A 25,215-nucleotide genomic window follows, 5' to 3' on the forward strand; every position below is an offset into this window, starting at 1 on the left:
ATCTACGACATCGTAATTTCGTTTATATTTGTAGCTATTTTCACTTCACAATTTTCAATAAAAAACTAATGGTAACCAACAAAAAAAACACAATTTATGACATTGCCGATCAATTAAATATCTCGGTTGCAACAGTTTCCAGAGCTTTAAATAATAAAACAAATATTAGTCCCACAACAAAAGAATTGGTTTTGAAAGCTGCCGAAAAAATGGGTTACGAGCAAAATAAACTTGCTTTAGCTCTGAAAAGCGGTAAAAGTAAAACGGTAGGAGTAATAGTACCGCGTGTCGACAGTAGTTTTTTTGGATCAATAATTACCGGTATTGAAGAAGAACTCAATGCGCACAATTACAGTGTGATCATTTGCCAGACACATGGAGATCCTAAAAAAGAAATAGCAAATATTGACACTTTATTAAATTCTCAAGTTGATGCTGTTTTTATTTCCACATCCATGAAGGACGTTTCTGCGCTAGAAAGGGTTTTGAAAAAAGGAGTTTCTTTAATTTTTTTCGACAGAAAAAAAACCATGGAAAACGTAAGTTCTGTTACTATCAATGATTTTCAAGGTGGTTATAGCGCTACGCAACATTTAATAAACACCGGTAGCAAAAGAATCGCTTACTTTTCAGGTGATCTTGATCTGGAAATTTTTCAGGAACGTTTGGCAGGTTACAAACATGCGCTTTCTGATAATGGAATTGAATACAATGAAAATTACATTTTCCGCACAGAAAGTAATATTGACGAAGGAAAAAAAGCGGCTAAAAAACTTTTAAAGTTAAATCCATTACCCGACGCCATATTTTCTTCAAGTGATTTTGCAGCTTTAGGTGCGATACAGGAACTCAGAGCCAATAACCTAAATATACCGGAAGACCTTTCTGTAATTGGTTTTGCGAATGAACCATTTACACAGTTTATGGAATTATCGATCTCAACTGTTGATCAGTTTCCTTTAAAAATGGGTAGAATGACCGCGAAAGTTTTTCTGGAGCAGGAAGAAAATCCAACTAATATGGTGATTCACAAAAAAGTAGTTCTCGAGCCGGAACTTATTTTACGGAAATCAACAAAAAAATAAGATGCATTATTTCTAATGGATCTTAAAATTTATTTATAAAGAAACCCCTCTTTTCCAGGGAATAAACACATCCTGTTTCAGCTGATCTGCTTTCGTTTCCACGTTTCCGCTTGCCAGTTCTATAATGTAATCTACAATTTCTTCTCCAACTTCTTGGATGGATTTTTCACCCGTAATTACGGTTCCAGCGTTAATATCAATGATGTCTGACATTCTTTCTTTCGTTGTCGTGTTTGAGGAAATTTTCACCACCGGCGCAATTGGATTTCCCATCGGATTTCCTAAACCCGTTGTAAATAAAACCACTGTTGCACCTGCTCCAACCAATCCTGTGGTACATTCTGCATCATTTCCGGGTGTGTTTAAAAGATTTAAACCTGATTTTGAAATGTATTCGCCGTAATCTAAAACATCAACAATTGGTGCTGTTCCTCCTTTTTTGGAAGCTCCAGCAGATTTCATGGCATCGGTAATTAATCCGTCTTTAATATTTCCTGGAGATGGATTCATGTCAAATCCCGAACCTGCATCTACAACCGATTTTTCAAACGCTTTCATTAACCTTAAAAATTTATCGGCGTCTTTTTCTTCCACACAACGATTCATTAATTCTTGCTCAACGCCGCATAATTCCGGGAATTCTGCTAAAATTGTTTTTCCGCCTAAAGCTGAGAAAATATCAGAAACAATTCCCAAAGAAGGATTTGCAGAAATTCCGGAAAAACCGTCAGATCCGCCACATTCTAAACCAATACTAAGTTTTGATAAAGGCGCTGGTTTTCTTTCGATTTGATTGGCTCTTTTTATGGCTTCAAACGAATCTTTAATGACCATTTGAAACATTTTATCGGTCGTTCCGATTTGTTGTTGTTCATAGATCAAAATTTCTTTATCACTATTCGGACTCATTTCTTTTAAAGCGTTTTGAAAAATATCGATCTGTAAATTCTGGCAACCTAAACTTAAAACAGTTGCTCCGGCTACATTTGGATTATTCACGTAACCTGCAAGTAATTTTGCCAACAATTCAGAATCCTGACGAATTCCGCCACATCCACCTTGATGATTGATGAATTTAACTTCAATATTATCTAAAAGATTTTCAGTTAAAGATTTATCTTCAACTTCATCTACACTTTTTTCCTCAATTAAAGAACGAAGGAAATTTTTATATGAAACCTCTTTTTTAGGCAAAAGTTCATTCTCAAAAATATCCTTTAATTTCTCGATATTTTTATTTTCACAGAAAACCAGAGGGAAAAATAACCAGACATTTTTGGTTCCAACTTGTCCATCTGCACGATGATAACCGTTGAAAGTTTTGTCTTTCCAACGTTCAACATTTGGTGGCGTCCAACCAAGATTTCCGTTTTTACCGAAAACCTGTTCACTTTGGTGTTTTACGTTTTCAGTGGTAATTACTTCCCCTTTTTTCACAGGTTTTGAAGCTTTCCCCACTAAAACGCCGTACATTATAATTTCATCACCAACTGCAAAATCATTTTCCGCAATTTTATGTTTTGCTTTTACCGCAGTTTCAGTGACGATTTCTTTATATTCAAAGGTCAAAATTTCACCTTTTTCCAGGTTTTGCAAAGCAACTATGACGTTGTCTAAAGCATTTACCTTCATTAATTTTTTCATTTTCTAAAATTTTTAAGAAAATTTTGCAATAAAATTTTGATATCCTTTTTCGATTCCGTTTTGATCCATTTCCGAAATGGCAAATACGATCGCTTCTTCCAAACCTTCAACCTTCGTTAGATCTTGATCCCAAAATTCGGTATTTGATAAGGTTTGCGAAACTGCTTTTTCGATGCTATTTTCACTCCAATATTCCCTCATTGTTTCTACAATTTCCTGCGAATCTTTTACGGGAAGATCTTCATTTTGCCAGGATCCCTGATAAAATCTGATCGTTGCTGCGAAACCAAAAACCAAATTTAAAGGTAATTTATTTTCTGCTTTAATGAAATCTAAAATCGTTGGTAAAACCCGAACTTTAAATTTAGGAATTGAATTTAAAGCAATATCTGAAAGCTGATGTTTGATGAATGGATTTCTAAAACGATCCATCACTTCATCTGCGAAATTCTTTAGATCTTCTTTGTCCATATCCAAAGTGGGAACAATTTCATCGTAGGTCAATTTTTGAATAAAATCTCCGGTGAATTCATTATCCATGGATTGTTGAACCGTTTTATTTCCAAACATAATGGAAAAAGGAACCATTGCGGTATGAATTCCATTCAAAATTCTCACTTTTCTTGTGCGGTAAGGTTGCATATCTGAAACGATCTTCACGTCCAGATTTATTTTATCGAATGGTAATTTTGCTTTCAGATCTTCGCCACCTTCTATTACCCAAAGGAAAAATGGTTCTGCGGTGACCAAAATATCATCCTGATAATCCAATTTATTATTGTATTGATCAATTTCATTTCGTGGATATCCCGGAACAATTCTGTCTACCAAAGTATTATGAAATGAACAGGCTTCGGAAATCCAGGTCTTAAATTCAGCTTCTAATTTCCAAAGATCTGCGTATTGCAAAAGAATTTCTTTTAATTTATCACCATTATAATTGATGAGTTCGCAAGGTATAATTGTTAAACCTTTTTCAGAATCTCCTTTAAAATAATTAAATCTTTCATAAAGAAAAATAGCTAATTTCGCGGGAAAAGAGGCCGGACTTTCATTAGAAATAACGTCTGTGTCTACGAATTCTATCCCTGCTTCTGTGGTATTTGAAATCACGAATTCTAAAGAATCCAACTTCGCAACATCTAAAAAATCCTGAAAATCTTTATACGGATTAATACATTTTACCACATTATCGATCAACTCAATTTCCTGAATTTTTTCGCCGTTTTTTATGCCATTTAAAAATAAAGTGTAAAGACCGTCCTGTTTGTCAATAAAATCTACCATTCCGCCTGCAAGTGGCTGCACCAAAGCAATTCCGGCATTAAAATTAACTTCTTTATTTAATTTAAAAAAAGCATAATCAACAAATGCGCGTAGAAAATTACCTTCTCCAAATTGAAGAACTTTGATGGGTAATATCTCAGTTTTCCCGGCGTTTTGTCTGTTTATTTTTAATTTAGTTTGAGTTTCCATGTTTTTTTTAATCTTTTATTACTTTATAAGTAGGAACGAGTGATTTCATGATGAACCAGGCAATTAAATAAGCCACGGCGCAAATTGAGAAAATAATCATATATCCTTTATCAATTCCATCTGAAATGATGACTCCGGAAGTTTTTAATGTTTTAAATAATTCATCAGGAATACGTTCTGTTGCATATTGCGGGTATTTTTGAAGGAAAGGAACGCCATCAATTGTCGTCCAGGTTTTATGAGAATAATCAAACAAAACGCCGGAACCTTTATTAATTAAAAACGAACCAATTCCACCGGCCATACCACCAATTCCGGTTATCGTGGCAATTGCTCTTCGAGGAAACATATCACCAACAACGGAAAAAATGTTTGCAGACCAGGCTTGATGTGCCGCTCCGGCAATACCGATAATTAAAACCGGAAACCAGAAAGAAATACTTCCTGCAGGTTGCGCTACCAAAGCTAACAATGGGAAAAACGCGAAAATTAACATTGCTTTCATTCGTCCGGAATAGGGATTCATTCCCTTCTTATCAACAAAATATTTTGGCAACCAACCCCCAATAATTGAGAGTAAAGTGATGGCGTAAAGAACAAATAATGGAATTGCACTTTGCGTAGAATCCATTCCATAAACGGAACTTAAATAAGCCGGTGTCCAGAAAAGATAGAACCACCAAACTCCGTCTGTCATGAATTTTCCAAAAATAAATGCCCAGGTTTGTTTGTGTGTAAATGCTTGTGCAAAGGTGAAACTTTTTGTTTTTTCGCCGGAATTTGTTTTTGCAGATTCTTCTTCCGTATCATCCTGTTGAATATATTTTAATTCGTGCTCATTAACTTTTTTATGCAGATGTGGTTTTTTGTAGGTAAACTGCCACAAACCCATCCAAATAAAACCAAGCGCGCCAATTATGATAAAAGCCATTTCCCAACCATAAGCTGCGGCAATAAAAGGAATCGTCAATGGTGCTGCTAAAGCACCAACCGTTGCACCTGCATTAAAAATACTGGTGGAAAATGCACGGTCTTTTTTCGGGAAAAATTCTGCGGTTGTTTTAATCGCCGCTGGGAAATTCCCTGCTTCACCCACTGCTAAGATCAATCTTGCGAAGATAAAAAGCGTTACACTTGTGCTTATAATTAATGCTGTATTATCAACTTTTTCTAAAGCTTCTTTTGAACCTTCAAAACTCATGATCCATTCACCGGTTATTAATCCTGAAGTAGCAATTCCGCAAAAAGCATGTAAACATGCACCTACAGACCAAATCCCGATTGCCCAAAGGAAACCTTTTTTGGTATCCAACCAATCCACTAATTTACCCGCAAAAAACATACTTATCGCATAAAAGATGGAAAATAACGCAGTTATATTACCATAATCATTGTTGTTCCAATGAAATTCAGGTTCTATAAAATCTTTCCAGGTTAAGGATAAAACCTGTCTGTCCATATAATTGATCGTTGTTGCCAAGAACAACAAGGTACAAATAGTCCACCTGAATGCGGTTGGTTTAGTAGAATTTTGTGGATTCATATCAAAAATTTTTTATGAAATTAATTTGATTTAATATCTTTTATCAATTCTAAAACTTTTTTAGTTTCAGATTCGATTGTTGCGTAATCTTTATCCGCCATTAATCGTTTGCTGATCAATTTACTTCCCATTCCAACTGCAGAAACGCCGGCTTTGAACCAACCAGAAATATTTTCCCTCGTCGTATCCACGCCGCCAGTTGGCATAAATAATAATTTTGGGAAAATATCTTTAATACCACTTAAGAAATCAGGACCGAGCATGTTTCCAGGGAATAATTTAATAAAACCAATTCCTGCGTTTTCAGCCGCGATAATTTCGCTTGGCGTCATACAACCTGGACTGTAAAATGCGTTTTTTGATTTTAAATATTCTGCAACTTCCGGCACAAAACCCGGACTTATGTAAAAATCTGCACCTGCGCTTTCAAAATCTTTGGCTTGTTCTAAATTTTTAATGGTTCCAATTCCTAATAATAAATCAGGCATTTCAGAATTTCTCAATTCTACCATTTTTTTAAAATTTGCCAAAGCCGCTTCACCACGGTTTGTATATTCTACCGCGCGAATTCCGGCTTTGTAAATGCTTTTCAAAACCTCAAGCGTTACTTGTTCATCGGCGTTAAAATATAAGGGAAGCGTTCCCTGGTTTACAATTGCGTCGGTTACTTTTTGAATATTGCTCATATTATTTTTCTTAAATTTTAACTTTAAATACTAATTTCTTAATTGCACCTTCGCCTATCATTGGTGCGTGGACGTCTTCCGGATAAAAAATGGCAAACTGACCATTTGTCAACTGGAAAAACATATCCGGCGAATCATTAAAAAACTGCACATCTTTCTCAGAATTATAATCTTCTTTTGGATTATTGCACTTTTCTTTAGGTTTCCAGCCAATTGTTTCATTGCCGTTAACGCAGATTTGGATGTCGATATTTTGTTGATGACATTCAAATTTTTCTAAACTGGTTTCCTTGGTTTTTCCGTTTCCGTTGCTGACAATCAATTTTAAACCTTCGGCGATGTCGTGTTTTCCGTCTTCGAGATCTTGTAAATCTTTGCCTTGAAGAAAATCAAATGCTGTTTTAAAAAGTGGATTTAAACTTTCGTATTTCTGAGCGTTTTTTAAACTATCTATTATCATAATTGGTTGTCGGTTGTTAGTTGTCAGTTGATGGTTTTTAAATTTAGGTTTTAGGTTTCATTTAAAAATTTATCAGTTAAAAACTGACAACTATCAACCATCAACCAAATCCTATCTCGCTACTCTACCGGAAGCGTCGCCGCCCATTAATTTATTTACCTCATCGACAGTTACTAAATTCGCGTCACCTTTGATGGTGTGTTTTAAACAAGAGGCTGCAACTGCGAAATCTAAGGCGTTTTGGTCGTTATTCGGGTAAGTTAAAAGTCCGTAAATCAAGCCGCCCATGAAAGAATCGCCGCCGCCAACGCGATCTACGATGTCTGTAATTTGATATTGACGCGTTTGCAACATTTCTTTTCCGTCGTATAAAACGCCTGCCCAAGTGTTGTGGGAAGCAGAAATTGATCCTCTTAAAGTGGTAATTACTTTTTTCGCTCTAGGGAATTTTTTCATCATTTGCTCGCAGACATTTAAAAATGCTTCTGCTTTTACATCATGACCGTGCGTTTGAACTGCCGCGCCGTCTGGTTTGATGCCAAAATGCATTTCTGCGTCTTCTTCATTTCCTAGAATCACATCGCAATAAGATGTTAATTCTGTCATTATTTTTTCTCTATCGCCGCCATATTTCCAAAGTTTTGCGCGGTAATTAAGATCTGTTGAAATAGTAATTCCTAATGCGCTTGCTGCTTTTACGGCCTCAAGACAAACATCTGCGGAATTTTGAGAAATTGCAGGTGTAATTCCTGTCCAGTGAAACCAATCAGCGCCCTGGAAAACCTCTTCCCAGTTTACCATTCCGGATTGAATTTCAGACATTGCAGAATGTGCTCTGTCATAAACCACTTTACTACCACGAGAAACTGCGCCTGTTTCAAGGAAATAAATCCCTAAACGATCGCCGCCCCAAACAATTTTATCAACACCAACGCCGCGTTTTCTCATTTCCATCATCGCACATTCGCCGATGTCATTTTTCGGTAAACGTGTTACAAAATCAACAGGAATACCATAGTTTGCCAATGAAACTGCGACATTAGATTCGCCACCGCCATAAACAACGTCGAAATTATCGGCCTGTGAAAATCTTAAAAATCCCTGCGGTGATAATCTCAACATGATCTCACCAAACGTTACTACTTTACTCATTATCTTTAGTTTTTTTTATTTTATGTTTTTTTATAATTTTCTATTTTACAAAATCTTTCCGCATCGGACTGAAAGATTCAATTAAAATGCCTTCTTCCAGACAAACCACACCGTGCGTAACATTACTTTTTAAAAAGAAAGTATCACCTTTTGTCAAGACTTTTTTGTAATCTTCAATCTGAACCTCGAAAGATCCCGACTCGATGTATGCTACTTGAGAATGAATGTGATTGTGAAGTTTTCCTATTCCGCCTTTTTTAAATTTTACGATGGTTTGCATTAAAGAATCATCGAAAGCAACAACGGCTCTGTCTAAATTTTCATCAACTTTTTCCCAGTTGTAATTTTTACTTTCTAAAAACATTTTATTCCTATTTAAAAATTAAAATATTCTTTCGCGTTGTTATAACTGATGTCGGAAACCATTTTTCCGATCCATTCCATTTCGCTTGCAGGTAATTCGCCTTTTTCGATTTCCTGACCTAAAAGATTACAAAGAACTCTTCTGAAATATTCGTGTCTTGGAAAAGAAAGGAAACTTCTTGAATCAGTCAACATTCCGATAAAACAGGAAATTAATCCCATATTTGAAAGCGCATTCATCTGTTTTGTCATCCCGTCTTTTTGGTCTAAAAACCACCATCCGGAACCGAACTGTACTTTTCCTTTTACACTTCCGTCATTAAAGTTCCCGATCATTGTCGCTAAAACTTCATTATCAGCAGGATTTAAATTATATAAAATGGTTTTTGCTAATTTATCTTTTGAATCCAAAGCATTTAAAAATTGCGATAATTTTGCTGCTTGAGAAAAATCGCCGATAGAATCCCAACCGGTGTCTGGACCTAAAACTTTCAACATTCTTGCGTTATTATTTCTAAGTGCACCCAAATGAAATTGCTGAACCCAACCAAATTCGTGGTAAGTTTCTGCTAAAAATAATAGAATTGCACTTTGAAATTTTACGGCTTCCTGATGTGAAATCGTTTGATTTTCTCTCTTCTTTTTGAAAATATCTTTGATTTCACTGTCGGTAAAATTTTCAAAATAAATTTGATTTAAACCGTGATCGCATAATCTGCAATTGTTTTCATGAAAATATGTGATTCTTTTCTTTAAAGCAAAACACAAATCATCAAACGTATTAATCGGAAAATCTGCAACTTGTGCTAAAACATTGATGTAATCATTATAACCATCATTTTCTATTAAAATGGCTTTGTCCGGACGAAATGCGGTACTTACTTTAACGTTGTAATCACTGTTTCTTAATTTTTGATGGTGTTCCAAATTATCAATCGGGTCTTCTGTGGTACAAACCAATTCAGCATTTACTTTTTTGAGTAAATTTCTGGTGCTAAATTCTGACGTTTGTAATTTTTCTGAAGTTTCGTTGTAAATTTTTTCTGCAGAATTTTCATTTAATAATTCATGAATGTCAAAATATCTTGCTAATTCTAAGTGTGTCCAATGATACAAAGGATTTCTCATGGTGTAAGGAACGGTTTTTCCCCAGTTTAGAAATTTATCTTTATCGGATGCATTTCCGGTGACGAAACTTTCGTTGATGCCCAAAGTACGCATTGCGCGCCATTTGTAATGATCACCTTTGATCCAGACTTCGGTAATATTTTGAAAAATATGATCTTCTGCAATTAATTGTGGCGAAAGGTGATTATGATAATCAATTATAGGTTGTTTCGCGGAATAATTGTGGTACAATTCTTCTGCAAACTTGTTTTCTAAGAGGAAATTATCGTGTATGAAATTCTTGCTCATTTTTTATTTTTTTCCTCACCCTAACCCTCTCCAAAGGAGAGGGAATTGTTGGGTGAATATTTCTTATTATATTCTAATTTCTCTTTTAAGCGAATCTCTTGCAGCCCGACTTGAGTGGAACTCCTTTTTTTGCATTTGAAAAAAAGAGTGGGAACGGAAGGCGGAAATTGCTGCCCAAAAAAAATTAATTTATATTTAACTTGTTTTAATCTTCGTTTGAAGGTTTACCGATGGTTGCTAAAATTCCACCGTCCACATAAATAATCTGTCCGTTTACAAAATCACTGGCTTTTGAGGCCAAAAAAATTGCCGCGCCACCCAAATCTTCGGGATTTCCCCATCTTGCAGCGGGCGTTCTGCTGATAATAAATTCGTTGAAAGGATGTCCATCAACGCGAATCGGCTCTGTTTGGGTTGTCGCAAAATAACCGGGACCAATTCCATTGACCTGAATGTTATGTTTTGCCCATTCTGTTGCTAGGTTTTTGGTCAACATTTTTAGTCCGCCTTTTGCCGCGGCGTAAGCGGAAACGGTACTTCTGCCCAATTCGCTCATCATAGAACAAATGTTGATTATTTTGCCTTCTTTACGCTCAATCATTTGTTTTGCAACGAGTTGAGACATTATAAAAGGACCAACTAAATCGACATCGATCACTTTTCTGAAATCTGAAACGGGCATTGTGATCGCTAGTTCACGTTTTATAATTCCGGCATTATTTACCAAAATGTGAATATCACCTATTTCTTTTGAAATTTTTTCTAAATTTTCTGCGGCTGCGTTTTCATCTGTTACATCAAACAAGTAGCCTTTTGCAAAATAACCTTTGGAATGATAGTGTTCCAGGGCTTTTTCCATTTTTTCCGGTGTATTTCCGGTAACTATAATTTGCGCGCCGGCTTCTGCCAATGCCTCTGCCATCGCCATTCCCAAACCGTGTGTTCCGCCGGTAATTAATGCTGTTTTTCCTTTTAAATTAAATAAATCCATCCGTTATTTTAATTCATTTGTTGCCACAATATCCATATCGCCGTAATCTAAATTTTCACCTGCCATTCCCCAAATAAAGGAATAATTGGAAGTTCCCGCTCCTGAATGAATCGACCATTCCGGTGATAAAACTGCCTGGTTATTTTGCATGAAAATATGACGCGTTTCGTTTGGTTCGCCCATAAAATGAGAAATCGTTTGACCTTCTTCCAGATCAAAATAAAAGTAGGCTTCCATTCTTCTTGTGTGCGTGTGAGAAGGTATTGTGTTCCAAATATTTCCGGGTAACAATTCTGTTAATCCCATCTGAAGTTGACAGGTTTCAACAATTTCGTTGACGATCAATTTATTTAAAACTCTTTTGTTTGCTGTATTTTCATCGCCTAACTGAATAACAATTGCGTTTTCTTTGCTTACTTTTTTTGTTGGAAAATTGGTATGTGCAGGTGCTGAATTTAAATAAAACAACGCTGGTACGTTTGAACTTTTGCTTCTGAAAATTACATTTTTAATTCCTTTTCCTACATAAAGTGCTTCTTTTTTTGAAAGTGAAAAAATTTCACCGTCAACTTCCACTTCGCCATCGCCACCAACGTTCACTATTCCTAATTCTCTACGATCCAGAAAATTTTCTGATTTTAAATAAGGGATAGTTTCTAATTTTAAATCTTCAGTTAATGGCATCGCTCCACCAACAATAAATCTGTCGTACATTGAGTAAACGAGGTTGATCTCATTTTCAGAAAATGGTTTTTCTATTAAAAACTCATCTCTAAGCCTTTGTGTATCGTATGATTTTGCATCTGCAGGATTTGCTGCGTACCTAAAACTAAAATTCATGTATGTTATTTTTGACTGTAATCGATTACACAAAGATAAAAATATTTCTGTTATACCAAATAGTTTAACGTAAACTATTTAATATTTTAAATCAAATAACTGATAATCAGTTATTTAAATAATCAAAATATTATTGGACATTGAGATAATTGTGCAAAAATTATTTACTCTGTTTTAAAATAACAAGAAAATATTAATTAAGATATCCGAAAAATGTCACAGTTAATGCAAAATATTTCATAAAAAAGAGCTTCCAATATGCCAGCACAGTTTACTTGGCATAAAACTGATTGATAAAACAAAAATATTTTTATAAGAAATTTTGAAATTTATATTTTCGTTATAAATTATTTATATATTTTCGTAATCGATTACATAAAATATTATAATGAAAAAATTTAGCTTTTTATTGCTCTTTTTAATCACATTTCAAATCAGTTTCAGTCAAAACTATAATATGACTTCTCCCGAAGGTTTTGGCGCCGCTGCAACTGGCGGTGGAAATGCTACACCTATTACAGTTACAACTTATACTGCTTTAAAAAATGCATTAAACTCAACAACAACAGCCAATTCCGTTATATTGGTTTCCGGTATTATTGACTGTGTTTATACGAGTGTCACTTTAAATAATAAAACAATTATTGGTTTACCAGGTGCAAGGCTAAGAAATCTGCAAATCACGCCGGGAAATTCTACGGCTTCTGCAAATGCTTCCGGAATTTTATATATAAAGCCGGGTTCAAATAATGTGATCATCAGGAATTTAATTTTTGAAGGACCGGGCGCTTATGATGTCGATGGACGCGATAATTTAACTAATGAAGGAACAAATGTCTGGGTAGATCATTGTGAGTTTCAGGACGGAATGGACGGTAACTTTGACAATAAAGGCGCCGCAGACAATGTTTCAATTTCCTGGTGTAAATTCACTTATCTAAAACCGGCAATCGCAGGAGGTTCCGGCGGTTCTGCTGACCATCGATTTACAAATTTAGTTGGCTCCGCAATTACTGATTTTCCTGCTGATGGACGATACAGCATCACCTTTCAAAATAATTATTTTGCTGAAGGCTGTAAAGCAAGGATGCCACGAGCTAGAAATGCAGAGCTTCATGTCTTGAACTGCTATTATAAAACCAGTGTTTCTGGTGCTTCTGCGATAGGATTGGGTGCCGGTAATAGTGGTACAACCTGCTATGTAGAGAATACAAATTTTGAGCAAATAACAAATATTTCCACTCCAGTTAATGAAGGTACTGGCACAACTTCTGTGAAATTCGCTGGTTCTATAAAGGGTACATCTGGTGCAGATGTCACAGGTTTAGATCAAGGTACAGCATTAAAACCAACCTACGCCTATACCACAATGCCTGTAGCGGATGTAGCAACTTCTGTTTCAAATGCAACTTGTGGCGCAGGTGCAACACTTCAGGTAAGTTCTGCAGGGGTAATTTCTTCAAGCTGTGCACCTTTGGCTACAAATGAAGTTTTATCGCAATTAGGTTTAAAATATTATCCATCCATCGTAAAAGATATTTTAAACATTGATTTTTTAGATAAAAGTTCTGGTAAAACGGATCTGAAATTTTATTCTGTAACAGGCCAAAAAGCGCTTTCTGTTTCTAAAAAAATAAATTCAGGTGAAAAATTAAACTTAAATCTGGGAAATTTACCTGCGGGAGTTTATATATGTAATGTTACGAGGAATGAAAAATCAACCTCGTTCAAATTTATTAAGAAATAAAAAATTTAATTACTTAAACCTTATATCATGATAAAAAAATTATTCTTTTTATGTTGTGTAATTCTACTTTCAAATAATCTTTTAAAGGCTCAAAAAACTGATGTCTGGGATTTTGGCGGAGCAGTGTTAGATACAAGTTTGTATAATAATCAATTAACTGTAGATGCAATAAACGCTTTTTATCCAGGCGTAACTGCCGGAACGGTGGGACCAACTGTACCATCAACAACAGTTTTAACATTAACCCCAGGTGTTTTAACTTTCAAAACTGGCGGTAATGATAGATTATACACTACCAATACTGCAATTACAAGATACGGAACCAGTGTAAGAACAACTGATCCAAATTATACTGGAGGGTATTATTGTAATGGCGCAGCGGCTCTTAGTAATGGAACGCGGATTTTTACAATGACTTTGAATGAGGACGATCAGGTTACATTTGTCGCAAGTGCTGAATCTACTGGAAACACTTTAATAGTGACTAATTCTGTAAGTGGGCAAAATGAAAGTATTCCGATTGCTGCTGTTAACACAGCTACTTTAGCTAAATTTCAAGCAAAACAAGCCGGTGACTATAGCATATATTGTTCACTCGCGGGTAAAGGGGATTTTTTTAGAATTTTGAGAAAGGCAGCAACTTATACCACTGTTTCAGGAACTGTAAATTTATCCCAAGCGCCAGGAATTGCAGCTAACTACGGAATCAGCTTCACAAATGCTGCAGGTAAAACATGGTCATCAACTATAAATAGTGATGGAACTTATTCGGTAAAAGTACCGCAAGGATTTAGTTATACAGCAAGTCTTACAAATGCAAATGGTTACATAATCACATCAGGGAAAACCCTTGATTTAACCGCAGTAACTGATGCAACTTTCAATCAGGGAATTTCTGTTTTAAAGGTGATTTTATTTAATGTGACTGGTAACGTAACTGGTTTAGGAACTGCTATTTCGAATTTAAGTTTGACTTATACACCAGATGCTTCTACCAATTCTATATACGTACCTCAACCAACTGTAAACAAAACCAATTCTACGTATAGTGTTCAATTAGAACCAAGTAAACAATATACAATTACTGCTTTAGGAGTCAATGATTATCAGGTTGCACCTCTAACGATAACAATTCCGAGTTCAGATACGTCAGCAGATCTAACTTTTACTGCAAAACAAAAATATAATATTACTGTAACTGCGCCTGAGTTAAACGCAACACAGTTAGCAGCTTTAAATCTAACATTTACCAACGTCAACGAAACCGGATATGTTTATAATTTTAGCGGTATTAATGGTATTTCTCTAAGAAATAGCACGTATGCAGTTACTTCTGGCGGTTTAGATGCTTATCCGTTGCAACAGGATTTAACTTCATACTTAACAGTAAACAATGGTGATTCTTCTAAAGTTTTGAAATTTATTCCAGTGACTAATTGGTCATTTGATGATAAAGTAATCACTAATGCAACACCAAATTACAAAGGAATGTCTTTCACAGGAAATGTTGCCAACGAGATTGCAAAAGGACATTTAATTGGTCAGGCAGGATCTACAATTACAGTCCCAATGAAGCCAGGCGATAAAATGAAAGTTTCTTATTATTACTCAGCAAATTTCAGCATAAATGGCGGTGCTGCAGTCACATCAACCAGTGGAAGCACTTCTAATGTCGAAAGTGTAGATTATACGTATCCAGGTACATCTGCAGGAAATGTGGTAATTAATGTTGCCGGACAAACATATTTCACAGAGATCTCGACTACACCAATTGTGGCTTATTCACCAACGATCACTGTAGGTTCAGGTAAAAATTATTCTACTATTAATGATGCTTTAACTGCAGTTTCAAGAATGGTTCGTGATAATACACAAAGAGTCACAATAGCAATCGATCCAGGTAATTATGAAGAAATGATCGTAGTAAACAGTCCAAATGTTACTTTAAAAAATGCTTCTGCTACACCAAGTATTGCTTTAAATAATAAAGGATTAGGTATTGATGCAAATGCGGTAAGAATTACATCATACTATGGTTATGGATACAATTATCTAAGTCAGGGAACAGATAATAAGTATAATGCAAGTGTACTTGCTGTGAATAAAGCCAATGGTTTTACCAATTACACCAACGTAAGTGGAACTACCAACAATTCTTTTTGGAATGCAACTGCCGTAATCAACGCAAATAATTTTATCGCTGAAGATATTATTTTCGAAAATTCATATAATCAATACATTTCTCAAAAAGAATCGCAGGATGTTTTGGTACTAGCCGATGGAAATAAAGGCGTTCGTCCAACTACTGCAAATGATTTAGGTGTTCAAAGTAAAACTTTCACGGAAAGAGCTGCAGCACTTGGAGTTCCTAACAATATTGACAAGGTTTTCTTAAAAAACTGCAGATTGGTTGGTCGTCAGGATGTATTTTTTGGCGGAACAAATGCAAGAGTAGCGGTTTACAAAGGCGTTATGATGGGAGCTGTAGATTATATTTTTGGTGGGATGGATGTTGTTTTTTACCAGTCTGCTTTTGCTATGAACGTTAGTGAAGCAAGTTCTGATCAATCGTACCTAACTGCACCACAGCAAACGAGCGGAAGAGGTTATTTACTGTATGAATGTAAAGTAACATCCGCAATTCCACTTGTAGAAACAGCTTCAGCAACGAGAGCAAAACCAGGTTATTTCGGTCGTCCATGGGCGCCAAATACAGGTGAAGCGGTGATGTATAAAACAACAGTTGAAACTTCTGATGCTGCAGGTTTCGCCGGTCAATCTCTAATTTCACCTGCAGGATGGCTAAATACATTAGCAGGAACTTCAGACCGGATTTATGAATTTGGAACTATCGAGCAATCGAATGTAAATAATTCTGCAAACCGTGTTTCATGGTCAAAAGTTTTAACAACACCATTTTTAACAGACGGAACAGAAATCACCACTTTTAATTTTACCAAAGGAAATGACAATTGGGATCCTTTCGCAGGTTTAACAACTTTGGCAGTGTCTGATACAACATCTGCTAAAATGGGTGTGAATGCTTTCGCTTCCGGTAAAAAAATATACATCACGGAAGTAAAATCTTCTACTGAAGTAAAAGTTTACGGGATGAATGGAAGCCTATTAAAAACAATAAATGTTAATCAAGAATCCAATTTTGATTTTACAACTGGACTTTATATTATAACTTTAAAATCTAAAGACGGAATTAAATCTGTAAAAGTTTTAGTTAAATAAACCTTCAAAATAATTCAAATAAAAAGCAGTAAATCGAAAGGTTTGCTGCTTTTTTTATTATTTTAAATTAAATGTAAAATTAAAGCAGAATTTTACCTAAAATATTAAGATCAAATTACATTCAATTTTTTGTAAATAATAAGGAATTTTAAGCAAAAAAAAAACCTTGCAAATTGCAAGGTTTATGTGAGCGCGACAGGATTCGAACCTGTGACCGTCTGCTTAGAAGGCAGATGCTCTATCCAGCTGAGCTACGCACCCATTACCAATTAAAAATACTTAGTGGAAATTAAAAATTTCTAAAAAGTACCGATAATTAAGTTGGGAATTTTAAAAAGTCGGGGCGGCAGGATTCGAACCTGCGACCTCCTGGTCCCAAACCAGGCGCGATGACCGGACTACGCTACGCCCCGAAAAGTTTTTTTTGAAAGTTGCGGAGAGTAAGGGATTCGAACCCTTGGTACAGTTTCCCGCACGCTTGTTTAGCAAACAAGTCCTTTCGGCCACTCAGGCAACTCTCCTTTGCAATATTTTTAAGAGCTTCTGTTCTGTAATTGCGAGTGCAAATATAAAATAGTTTTAAGTAGTAACCAAAAAAAATTCTAAATAAATTAGTATTTTTGAACAATAAAATCAAAAACAAAAATCTTCAATGCGTAAATCATTATATATCATTAGTTTAGGAATTTCCCTGCTATCATGCGAAACTCAAAATAAAGTTGTTCAGACTGTAAAGCCAAAACCAACGCCCCAAAAACAGGTACAACCACCTAAAATAGTAAAACCACCTGTCGAAACTGAAAGGGGAGAATATTTTACTGTTAATCTGGCAGATGCCGCAAAAAATGACAATACAATAAGCTTTGGGTCTATTGTATCTGCAAAACCAGCCCAATACAACGTTGTTAAAACATACTTTCCAGCTTTAGCGCAGAATTTTAGACAGAAATATTTAGTACTTCATTATACCGCCTTAGATGATGAAAAATCTATTCGGGTTTTAACCGAGCAAACTGTCAGTGCGCATTATTTGGTAAACGATCTGGATGATAAAGAAATCTACCAGTTGGTAGATGAAAATAAACGTGCCTATCACGCCGGAATCAGCGCCTGGCGCAAGGATAAAAACTTAAATGACAATTCCATCGGTATAGAAATCGTGAACATGGGATTTACCTCAGATGCGACGGGTAAAAAAGTTTTCGTCCCTTTTCCTGAGTATCAATTTAAAAAAGTGGCAGCTTTAGCAAAAAATATTGCTACGCGCTATATGATTCCGCCAACCAATATTTTAGGCCATTCTGATATTGCGCCGGGAAGAAAACAAGATCCAGGTCCGAATTTTCCGTGGGAAAGACTTTACAAAGAATACCAATTGGGAATGTGGTACGATGATGCGGTAAAACAAGCTTTTTACGATCTTGCAGTGAGTACGGATTTTCAGTCTCAAGTTATTACAAGCCCTTTTATATTTAAAGTTCAAACGATGCTGCAGGGATTTGGATACGATGTTCAACCTTCCGGAACGATGGATGATGCTACAAAAAAAACAATCGAAACCTTTCAGTATCATTTTCGTCCAGCAAATTATGACGGTATTTTAGATCCTGAAACTTATGCGATTTTACAGGCATTAGTTCAGAAATATCCATAGATTTTTTCAAATTTTAAAAGTTCAAAAAATGATTAAAACCTATTTTTTGATCATTTTGGAACTTTTTTATTTTAAATCTATTTTAATGAAGTTATTGTTTATAATAATGCGTTGGAAAAGCATTTTCCGGCTTTTGGCGTAAAATATTAAGCAAAAACCAAGATTTTAAAAAACCAAAACCATAAGAAAACAGTTGAATATAACTGGAAATTACGGCAAGCGAAGCAATACTTACATTTCTTGTTTTTAATAAAGCGTGAAGAAAAATAATTAAGGTGTAAAGGCCATAAAGTGCTAATAAAAAACCGTTTTGCCACATAAAATAATTTAAAATTCCCATTAAATACCCAAGCAGAAAAAGTGATGGAAATGCAAATGTTAGTTTGGTGTATTTTGGATGGCGCTGATTTAAAATTGGTCGCGCTACACCAAACTGATAAACCTGTTTTGAAAACCTGCCAAAATCAGTTCGCCGTTTGTGATAAACGCCAATATTATCAAAAAATCTGGTAGTGAAATTATTTTCCCATAAAGTCATTGATAAATCCGGATCCTCACCTACGCGCAAATCTGAAAAACCGCCAACTTCTAAAAAAGCAGTTTTCCGAACGCCCATATTAAAACTTCTCGGCTGGAATTTCGTCACTGATTTTGCACTTCCACGAATTCCACCAGTTGTGAAAACCGAAGTCATGGAATATGAAATCGCTTTTTGAATTAAATTAAAACCTTTATGCGCTTTATCCGCCCCACCAAAAGCATCGCAGGAATTTTCTGCAATATTTTTTTTAATATTTTTTATGTACTCCTTCTCAACGATCACATCAGAATCCACAAAAACCAACCAATCATTTTTGGCTCTTTTTGCACCATAATTTCTTGATAAACCAGGACCAGAATTCGGTTTGCGGAAAAACTGAATATTTAGACTTTCAGAAAATAATTCGATAGTGTGACGCAAATCTATTTTAGAACCATCATCAACCAAAATGATTTCAAAATCTTTATCCGTTTGCAAAAGCAATGACGAAAGCAACTCAAAGAGTTCGTCTTTGCGGTTGTAGATGGCGATTATTATTGAGATTGAGTTCAATATAACAATTTAGAAATGTAACAGTTTAACAATGATAAAATATTAGAAGATCACAAATATTTATTCTGTTTCCGATTCTGTTTCATTCTCATTATTCAACTTATGAATTTTCTTCGTCCCTTCATACATTTCGTATTGCAAAAAGCGGCATTCTAATTTTCCATTAAATAATTTTATTTTTCTGGAAGGTCTTAAGTGTACTTTTTTGACGCCTTCATAATCTGAAGAAATCATCCAGGCCAAAGTATTCGGGTAATTTTTCTTAAAAGTATCGCCTATTTTGGTGTAAAAATCTTCGTCAGAAATTTCAATCCTTTCATCATAAGGCGGATTAAAAACCATTAACAAAGGAAATAATTCTTTTTTACTATCGAAAAAGTTTTGCTTTCTAACCTCGATAACTTCTTCCAATTCAGCGGCAGCAATATTTTCTTCGGCGGCATCAAGCATGAAATTATCAATATCATAACCGATAATTTTCCCGGTAAATTCTTTAATTCTTTTAATGCGGTTTTCTTTGATTGTTGAAAATAATTCTGCGTCATAATTTGGCCAGTTTTGGAAACCAAATTCTTTACGGAAAATCTGCGCCGGCAAATCCATCGCGATCATTGCGGCTTCAATTAGCAAAGTTCCGGAACCACACATTGGATCCAGAAAATTTCCTTTTCCGTCCCAATTGGCAAGATGCAACATTCCGGAAGCGAGAACTTCATTGATCGGCGCTTCACCTTGGGTTTTTCTATAACCTCTTTTAAATAAAGGATCGCCAGAAGAATCCAAAGAAATCGTCACCAATTCCCGGTCGATATGCAGATGAATTTTTATTTCTGGATTTTTAGAATCAACATTTGGACGTGTGTTGAATTTAAATTTAAAATAATCAACAATCGCATCCTTCATTTTTTGAACCATAAATTGCGAGTGCGTAAAACGGTCAGAATAAATGGTTGAATCTATGGCAAAACTTTGATCAACGCGCAAATAATCTTCCCACGGAAAATCAAATATTTTGTCGTAAAACCGGTTTTCATCCCAGGTTTTAAAAGTCATAATTGGCACTAAAATCTTTAAAGCCGTTCTACAACTGTAATTAATTTTATAAAGAAAACCCAGATCGCCTTCGCAATTAACGGCGCGGTTTTTCACTTCTACGTTTTGTCCGCCCAGTTTTCTTAATTCTTCTGCTAAAATTTCTTCTAGTCCGAAAAAGGTTTTGATCTGTATTTTTAAATTGTCTGAATCCATTTTAAGTTGTTGGTTGATAGTTGTCAGTTGTTTGCTTTCAATCACTAGTTTTTATTTATAAAAACTTTGATTTCAAGTAATAACTTACGTTTTGATCGTATTTCTGCAAATTTAGTTAATTTTAATTCGTGATTTTTTTTAGTTTTTTAAAAAGATGAAAATTTAAAAATTATTATCATCGAAAAACTTACAACCGACAACTGACAACTATCAACTAAAAAAGAACAACTATCAACCAAAAAACTTATTTTTGCCGAATGGAATGGTTTGAAACTTGGTTTAACACGCCGTATTATCACATACTTTACAAAGACCGGGATTACGAAGAAGGTGAACGTTTTTTAGAAAAACTTGTTGAATCATTAAATCTAAAACCAAAAGCAAAAATTATTGATTTAGCCTGCGGAAAAGGCCGACATTCGGTTTTTTTAAATAAAATTGGATTTCATGTTTTAGGTTTAGATCTTTCGGAGAAAAGTATCTTATTTGATAAAAAGTATGAAAATCCTGATCTTCATTTTGCCGTTCATGATATCAGAAATGAGATTGAAAGCGAAAAAGTAAATGCTGTTTTTAATTTATTTACCAGTTTTGGTTATTTTAAAACAGATGAAGAAGATCAAAAAGTTTTCACATCAGTTTCTAATATATTGGAAAAAAACGGACTTTTCGTTCTTGATTTTTTGAATGCTGAATACGTAAAAAATCACATAGAATATCAATCTACGATAAGAAAAGGTGAAATTGACTTTCATATAAAGAAGACCATTGAAAATAATCATGTGATAAAAGAGATCACTTTTCATGATGACGGACAGGATTTTAAATTTGAAGAAAATGTAAAATTGCTTGATTTAGAGGATATTAATAATTTTGCAAAAAACTCATATTTAAAACGTATTAAGATTTGGGGAGATTATCAGCTGAATGAATTTGACGTAAAATCTTCTCCGAGATGTATTAATGTTTTTAAAAAAATAAAATAAATATGGTTCAGTTTTTTATATTTATCTTATTGATTTTAAGTGTTGTAGCGGGAATTATTTTAGGTAAATATTTTGGCAAACAAGAAAAATTTGCAAAAAATCTTTTGATTTTAAGTGCTGGTTTTCTGATCACTATTTGTTTGACGGATGTTTTTCCGGAAGTTTATTCTTCAGAAAATCATTTGATTGGTTTGTGGATTATTGGCGGTGTTTTGGTGCAAATGATTCTTGAAAGTATGACGAAAGGCTTTGAACACGGGCACTTTCACAGTCATTCTGAGAAAGCAATTTTACCAATTGCTTTGATGATCGGCTTATTTTTCCATGCATTTTTGGAAGGAATTCCACTGGCTTCAGAAACTGAAATTTTCTCGCCTTATTTAATGGGAATTTTATTTCACAATCTTCCGATTTCATTTGTTCTCGGTGCTTTTTTAATAAAAGGTCGTAAAACTTTTACAGCAAAATCGTGGTTGATTATTTCAATTTTTGCGCTTGCTTCGCCGGTTGGACTATTTTTGGGCCATTATTTTAATCCAGATCTCAAAATATATTTTCTAGCGGTTGTTGGCGGTATTTTCCTTCACATTGCTTCGGTCATCATTTTTGAAAGCAGCAATAATCACAATATTGACTGGAAAAAAATTGGACTTGTCATTCTTGGCGTTTTACTGGCTTTAAGCGGGCATTTGTTGCATGGGTAATATTGGTTGGTGGTTGATAGTTGTCAGTTGTCGGTTTTCAGTTTTCAGTTGATAGTTGTCTGCTAATAAACAGATACAAATTATATTTCTATTATTAAATAACTTGCTTATTATAAAATATCTTTCGCAAAAGGGATAGAAGCGGCATCCTTTTTTTGTTGCGGGAAATGTTCTAATTTAAAAACTAAGCTTCGGCAAAAAAAGATATAGCGGACAGCCCGACCCGAGCGGCTGGAAAAGCGTCGGCGAGGGATTTGCCAAAAAAAAAGACTTTCACTAATGCGAAAGTCTTTCTTTAAATAATATTGGGTTAAAATTTATAACCTAAAGTAATTGAAACATTATTTCTGTTGTTTTTAACCTCACTTACGGCATAATTGCTTGTTGGAAGTACAAAATTATCTGAGAAATAGTTAGAATTTACATTATTGTCGCCTTGTAAAAAAGGGCTATTGTACGTTGACTTAATGTTTTGATAAGCTGCATCTAGATAAATTGAGCCAAAATCATAACCAATTCCGCCTGCCAAAGTGGTTTTTTTGCCAACGATAAAATTATCAAAAGATCTGTTAGACACAGAACCATCATTTTGGTAGGCAGCAATGTTTTGAGAATCAAACGGACTGCTTGAATAGCCATAACCGCCGCGCAGTCTAAATCCCATAATTCTATACTCTGCACCTACTTTCACCTCATTTAGATTTGAGTAATTATTGTCAAAATAATTATTTAATTCTGTTTCTGCAATGCCGTAAACTTTATATTTCGGTTTTGTAAGCCCTAATGTATAGTCAACATTTAAAGAAAAATCTTTACTTGCTACAAAAGCAGCACTCACGGTTGCCTTTAAAGGAGAAGATAATCTTCTGTCTTCAGTAAACGTACCATCGTCCGGATTTGAATACTCTGTGTAAACCCTGTTGATTTGCCAAAAAGTTGGAGATTCAACTGAAGCGCCCAATCTGATCTGATCATTTACTTTACCAATAACGCCTAAACTTGCAGCAAATCCATTTGACTGCTCGGAAAAAGGTGTGTATTGTTTGTTAAAAATTTCAGTTTTATTGACGAATGTGTCTGTAAAAGCAGCAGTGTCATATTGCTCAATATCCGCGCTTTTGAAGTGCAGAGCTGCACCAAAATATAAATTATTATTGTAATTGGCACCAACTGCAAAACTGCTTTTAGAAATATTTCCGTAGCGGTTGTATGCGTGTCCATTAAAATCTAAAGTTGTAGTTGCAGATGGAATGGCAAACCTAATATTTGTATTACCTCCCGACTCCGTATAATCTTCTACACTTTCAACAGTGTAGTTCACTGCAACGTTTACGAATTTCCATGGTGAATCACCTTCAAAACGTATCGTCCCAACTCCACCCGTTTGACCAAGATCTGTATTGTTTATTTTATACTTTGTTGATTGTCCATTAAAGTTTGTTGTGTTTTCACTGTTGTTAATTGACAATGTACCGTTAATACCGCTTGAGATAAAAACTCCAATTCCTGCTGGGTTTGTGTCTATAGTTGAGATATCTCCGCCTAAAGCTCCCATTGAGCCTGCCATTCCCTGGAATTTTGCAGTACCTGAATTTGAGTTATTCGAATAAATATCAGATGTATTTCTAATCGTCGAAATATCCTGAGCACTGAGAAGAGAAAAACTTGCAGCGAGTGTTAGTATCGCTAAAGAATTTTTTATCATTTTTTATATTTTTTTTAATATTATCTTCTAAAACCGCCACCGCCGCTTGATCTTGTCGCACCACCAGATTGGCCACCACCGCTGTTAAAACCACCGCCGCTTGAACCTGAACGAAAACCACCACTATTGGAATTATATCTTGGCTGATAAGAAGGTTCTGATCTCTGTGGCTGCTGATATTGCTGAGTTCTTCTTGGTTGGTATTGCTGTTGTTGTCTTGTCCCGTTTTGGGTTGTTTCACCGTTTCTGTATCTTATGCCAGAATTTTGGTTGTGGTTTGAAAGGGAATTATTTCTCGTGCGGGAAGGATCCTGAGTAGAATATCTTGGATTTCTAAACGCGCTTTCTACATTGCCTCTTCCATTGTTATTAAATCTTGCATTGGATTGACGATTATTAAGTCCGCCACCATTTTCACCACTTCTTCTGTAATTATAAAAGTTTCCGTAACCGTTACCATAACCATTGTAATAATTTCCATAGCCGTTATAATAATTTCCAAAACCTCCATAATAGTTGCCAAAACCTCCATAATAGTTACCAAAGCCACCATAATAACCGCCGAAACCACCATAATTGCCTCCGAAGCCACCACCATAATAATTTCCAAAATAGCCAAAAGGACTGTAACCAAAGGAGTAATATGGATTAAAACCGTAATAAGGACCATATCCGTATCCAAAATAATTACCAAATCCATATCCAAAATTTGAGTAAATATTTACATTTGTTTCAGTACCTGCGAAGCTGCCCCAATCAGAATCAGTGTTGTTGCTCCAGGCGTCGTATCTGTTATCACGCAAATTTTGATTTTCAGTACTTTTTTGGATAATCGACTGATCTTGATAATTATAATAATCGCCCACTTGATTTTGGTCATTAGACACATATCCTTCTGGAAGTGTATCTGTGTTTGGATTATAATAAACGCCATCTGTTTCACTATAACCGCCGGTTTGCATTACGCAGGAAGTCATCATCGCAATTACCGACAATGATAAAAGACTTTTCAAAGCCAGCCTGAAAGTCTTATTTATTTGTATATTTTTTCTCATGATGATGTATAAATTTTAATTATAAATTATATTTGCAAATAATACCAAAATTATACCAATAGAGGCATTGATTTTAGGTTTAAAATTACGCATTTAAAGTTAGATACAAATACATATCAAAAGTTAA

The 25,215-nt window shown here is 35.0% G+C and carries 20 protein-coding genes and 3 tRNA genes; 6 read left to right on the forward strand and 17 right to left on the reverse strand.

Annotated features, from left to right (window positions below; all coding sequences use genetic code 11):
* Positions 1-68: 68 nt before the first annotated feature.
* Entirely contained in the window at positions 69-1,085 is a 1,017-nt protein-coding gene (locus BM238_RS13245; protein ID WP_090082256.1) for a LacI family DNA-binding transcriptional regulator, read from the forward strand.
* Between the two features lie 33 nt (positions 1,086-1,118).
* Here BM238_RS13245 and BM238_RS13250 read toward each other — a convergent pair whose 3' ends face one another.
* The 10 genes from BM238_RS13250 to kduI all read right to left on the reverse strand — a co-directional run bounded on the left by BM238_RS13250 (position 1,119) and on the right by kduI (position 11,656).
* Positions 1,119-2,729, reverse strand: coding sequence for a UxaA family hydrolase (locus BM238_RS13250; protein ID WP_090082260.1), 1,611 nt, complete (start codon positions 2,727-2,729; stop codon positions 1,119-1,121).
* A 12-nt stretch (positions 2,730-2,741) separates the two neighbouring features.
* Complete coding sequence (locus BM238_RS13255; RefSeq protein WP_090082264.1) at positions 2,742-4,205, reverse strand: tagaturonate reductase; 1,464 nt, start codon at positions 4,203-4,205, stop codon at positions 2,742-2,744.
* A 7-nt stretch (positions 4,206-4,212) separates the two neighbouring features.
* Positions 4,213-5,748, reverse strand: coding sequence for an MFS transporter (locus BM238_RS13260; RefSeq protein WP_090082268.1), 1,536 nt, complete (start codon positions 5,746-5,748; stop codon positions 4,213-4,215).
* Between the two features lie 20 nt (positions 5,749-5,768).
* Positions 5,769-6,434, reverse strand: coding sequence for a beta/alpha barrel domain-containing protein (locus tag BM238_RS13265; protein ID WP_090082271.1), 666 nt, complete (start codon positions 6,432-6,434; stop codon positions 5,769-5,771).
* A gap of 10 nt (positions 6,435-6,444) precedes the next feature.
* The gene (locus BM238_RS13270) at positions 6,445-6,894 is read right to left on the reverse strand and encodes a NanQ anomerase/TabA/YiaL family protein (protein WP_090082275.1); all 450 of its coding nucleotides are present in this window, start codon (positions 6,892-6,894) and stop codon (positions 6,445-6,447) included.
* A 111-nt stretch (positions 6,895-7,005) separates the two neighbouring features.
* The gene (locus tag BM238_RS13275) at positions 7,006-8,046 is read right to left on the reverse strand and encodes a sugar kinase (protein ID WP_090082279.1); all 1,041 of its coding nucleotides are present in this window, start codon (positions 8,044-8,046) and stop codon (positions 7,006-7,008) included.
* A gap of 40 nt (positions 8,047-8,086) precedes the next feature.
* Complete coding sequence (locus BM238_RS13280) at positions 8,087-8,410, reverse strand: cupin domain-containing protein (protein ID WP_090082283.1); 324 nt, start codon at positions 8,408-8,410, stop codon at positions 8,087-8,089.
* An 11-nt stretch (positions 8,411-8,421) separates the two neighbouring features.
* Positions 8,422-9,825 carry a glucuronate isomerase gene (gene uxaC / locus BM238_RS13285; RefSeq protein WP_090082286.1) on the reverse strand — a complete coding sequence of 468 codons (1,404 nt, stop codon included), beginning with the start codon at positions 9,823-9,825 and terminating at the stop codon, positions 8,422-8,424.
* 205 nt (positions 9,826-10,030) lie between these two features.
* Positions 10,031-10,816: a gluconate 5-dehydrogenase gene (locus BM238_RS13290; protein WP_090082290.1), complete on the reverse strand. Its 786-nt coding sequence runs from the start codon at positions 10,814-10,816 to the stop codon at positions 10,031-10,033.
* 3 nt (positions 10,817-10,819) lie between these two features.
* Positions 10,820-11,656, reverse strand: a complete 837-nt coding sequence (gene kduI, locus BM238_RS13295) for a 5-dehydro-4-deoxy-D-glucuronate isomerase (protein ID WP_090082294.1) — start codon at positions 11,654-11,656, stop codon at positions 10,820-10,822.
* 457 nt (positions 11,657-12,113) lie between these two features.
* Here kduI and BM238_RS13300 point away from each other — a divergent pair, with 457 nt between their 5' ends.
* A complete protein-coding gene (locus tag BM238_RS13300) occupies positions 12,114-13,403 on the forward strand; it encodes a T9SS type A sorting domain-containing protein (RefSeq protein WP_233741987.1) in 1,290 nt (429 codons plus the stop codon).
* A 27-nt stretch (positions 13,404-13,430) separates the two neighbouring features.
* Positions 13,431-16,643 carry a T9SS type A sorting domain-containing protein gene (locus BM238_RS13305; RefSeq protein ID WP_090082303.1) on the forward strand — a complete coding sequence of 1,071 codons (3,213 nt, stop codon included), beginning with the start codon at positions 13,431-13,433 and terminating at the stop codon, positions 16,641-16,643.
* A 187-nt stretch (positions 16,644-16,830) separates the two neighbouring features.
* On the opposite strand, the gene BM238_RS13310 is transcribed toward BM238_RS13305, so the two are convergent.
* From BM238_RS13310 to BM238_RS13320, 3 genes are all read right to left on the reverse strand, one after another.
* Positions 16,831-16,904, reverse strand: a tRNA-Arg gene (locus tag BM238_RS13310).
* Between the two features lie 77 nt (positions 16,905-16,981).
* Positions 16,982-17,056, reverse strand: a tRNA-Pro gene (locus BM238_RS13315).
* Between the two features lie 21 nt (positions 17,057-17,077).
* A tRNA-Ser gene (locus BM238_RS13320) sits at positions 17,078-17,164 on the reverse strand.
* A 131-nt stretch (positions 17,165-17,295) separates the two neighbouring features.
* On the opposite strand from BM238_RS13320, the gene BM238_RS13325 reads away from it, so the two are divergent.
* Entirely contained in the window at positions 17,296-18,297 is a 1,002-nt protein-coding gene (locus BM238_RS13325) for an N-acetylmuramoyl-L-alanine amidase (RefSeq protein ID WP_090082306.1), read from the forward strand.
* Positions 18,298-18,388: 91 nt separating this feature from the next.
* Here the strand turns inward: BM238_RS13325 and BM238_RS13330 are convergent, their stop codons facing one another.
* Complete coding sequence (locus tag BM238_RS13330) at positions 18,389-19,393, reverse strand: glycosyltransferase family 2 protein (protein ID WP_394333981.1); 1,005 nt, start codon at positions 19,391-19,393, stop codon at positions 18,389-18,391.
* 57 nt (positions 19,394-19,450) lie between these two features.
* A complete protein-coding gene (locus BM238_RS13335; RefSeq protein ID WP_090082777.1) occupies positions 19,451-20,638 on the reverse strand; it encodes a THUMP domain-containing class I SAM-dependent RNA methyltransferase in 1,188 nt (395 codons plus the stop codon).
* 257 nt (positions 20,639-20,895) lie between these two features.
* Between BM238_RS13335 and BM238_RS13340 the strand changes: the two genes are divergently transcribed.
* Positions 20,896-21,624, forward strand: coding sequence for a class I SAM-dependent DNA methyltransferase (locus tag BM238_RS13340; RefSeq protein WP_090082314.1), 729 nt, complete (start codon positions 20,896-20,898; stop codon positions 21,622-21,624).
* A gap of 2 nt (positions 21,625-21,626) precedes the next feature.
* Positions 21,627-22,328: a ZIP family metal transporter gene (locus tag BM238_RS13345; protein WP_090082316.1), complete on the forward strand. Its 702-nt coding sequence runs from the start codon at positions 21,627-21,629 to the stop codon at positions 22,326-22,328.
* Between the two features lie 310 nt (positions 22,329-22,638).
* Here BM238_RS13345 and BM238_RS13350 read toward each other — a convergent pair whose 3' ends face one another.
* Together BM238_RS13350 and BM238_RS13355 are read right to left on the reverse strand one after the other, a co-directional pair.
* On the reverse strand, positions 22,639-24,033 hold the full coding sequence (locus BM238_RS13350) for an OmpP1/FadL family transporter (protein ID WP_090082320.1): 1,395 nt from the start codon (positions 24,031-24,033) through the stop codon (positions 22,639-22,641).
* A 20-nt stretch (positions 24,034-24,053) separates the two neighbouring features.
* Positions 24,054-25,088, reverse strand: a complete 1,035-nt coding sequence (locus BM238_RS13355; protein WP_090082325.1) for a hypothetical protein — start codon at positions 25,086-25,088, stop codon at positions 24,054-24,056.
* Positions 25,089-25,215: the final 127 nt, after the last annotated feature.

The organism is Halpernia frigidisoli (genome assembly GCF_900113805.1).
GTDB lineage: Bacteria > Bacteroidota > Bacteroidia > Flavobacteriales > Weeksellaceae > Halpernia > Halpernia frigidisoli.

Coding starts and splice junctions, on each gene's coding strand:
- BM238_RS13245 (WP_090082256.1), top strand. CDS start 69: ATGGTAACCAACAAAAAAAACACAATTTATGACATTGCCGATCAATTA.
- BM238_RS13250 (WP_090082260.1), bottom strand. CDS start 2,729: ATGAAAAAATTAATGAAGGTAAATGCTTTAGACAACGTCATAGTTGCT.
- BM238_RS13255 (WP_090082264.1), bottom strand. CDS start 4,205: ATGGAAACTCAAACTAAATTAAAAATAAACAGACAAAACGCCGGGAAA.
- BM238_RS13260 (WP_090082268.1), bottom strand. CDS start 5,748: ATGAATCCACAAAATTCTACTAAACCAACCGCATTCAGGTGGACTATT.
- BM238_RS13265 (WP_090082271.1), bottom strand. CDS start 6,434: ATGAGCAATATTCAAAAAGTAACCGACGCAATTGTAAACCAGGGAACG.
- BM238_RS13270 (WP_090082275.1), bottom strand. CDS start 6,894: ATGATAATAGATAGTTTAAAAAACGCTCAGAAATACGAAAGTTTAAAT.
- BM238_RS13275 (WP_090082279.1), bottom strand. CDS start 8,046: ATGAGTAAAGTAGTAACGTTTGGTGAGATCATGTTGAGATTATCACCG.
- BM238_RS13280 (WP_090082283.1), bottom strand. CDS start 8,410: ATGTTTTTAGAAAGTAAAAATTACAACTGGGAAAAAGTTGATGAAAAT.
- uxaC (WP_090082286.1), bottom strand. CDS start 9,825: ATGAGCAAGAATTTCATACACGATAATTTCCTCTTAGAAAACAAGTTT.
- BM238_RS13290 (WP_090082290.1), bottom strand. CDS start 10,816: ATGGATTTATTTAATTTAAAAGGAAAAACAGCATTAATTACCGGCGGA.
- kduI (WP_090082294.1), bottom strand. CDS start 11,656: ATGAATTTTAGTTTTAGGTACGCAGCAAATCCTGCAGATGCAAAATCA.
- BM238_RS13300 (WP_233741987.1), top strand. CDS start 12,114: ATGACTTCTCCCGAAGGTTTTGGCGCCGCTGCAACTGGCGGTGGAAAT.
- BM238_RS13305 (WP_090082303.1), top strand. CDS start 13,431: ATGATAAAAAAATTATTCTTTTTATGTTGTGTAATTCTACTTTCAAAT.
- BM238_RS13325 (WP_090082306.1), top strand. CDS start 17,296: ATGCGTAAATCATTATATATCATTAGTTTAGGAATTTCCCTGCTATCA.
- BM238_RS13335 (WP_090082777.1), bottom strand. CDS start 20,638: ATGGATTCAGACAATTTAAAAATACAGATCAAAACCTTTTTCGGACTA.
- BM238_RS13340 (WP_090082314.1), top strand. CDS start 20,896: ATGGAATGGTTTGAAACTTGGTTTAACACGCCGTATTATCACATACTT.
- BM238_RS13345 (WP_090082316.1), top strand. CDS start 21,627: ATGGTTCAGTTTTTTATATTTATCTTATTGATTTTAAGTGTTGTAGCG.
- BM238_RS13350 (WP_090082320.1), bottom strand. CDS start 24,033: ATGATAAAAAATTCTTTAGCGATACTAACACTCGCTGCAAGTTTTTCT.
- BM238_RS13355 (WP_090082325.1), bottom strand. CDS start 25,088: ATGAGAAAAAATATACAAATAAATAAGACTTTCAGGCTGGCTTTGAAA.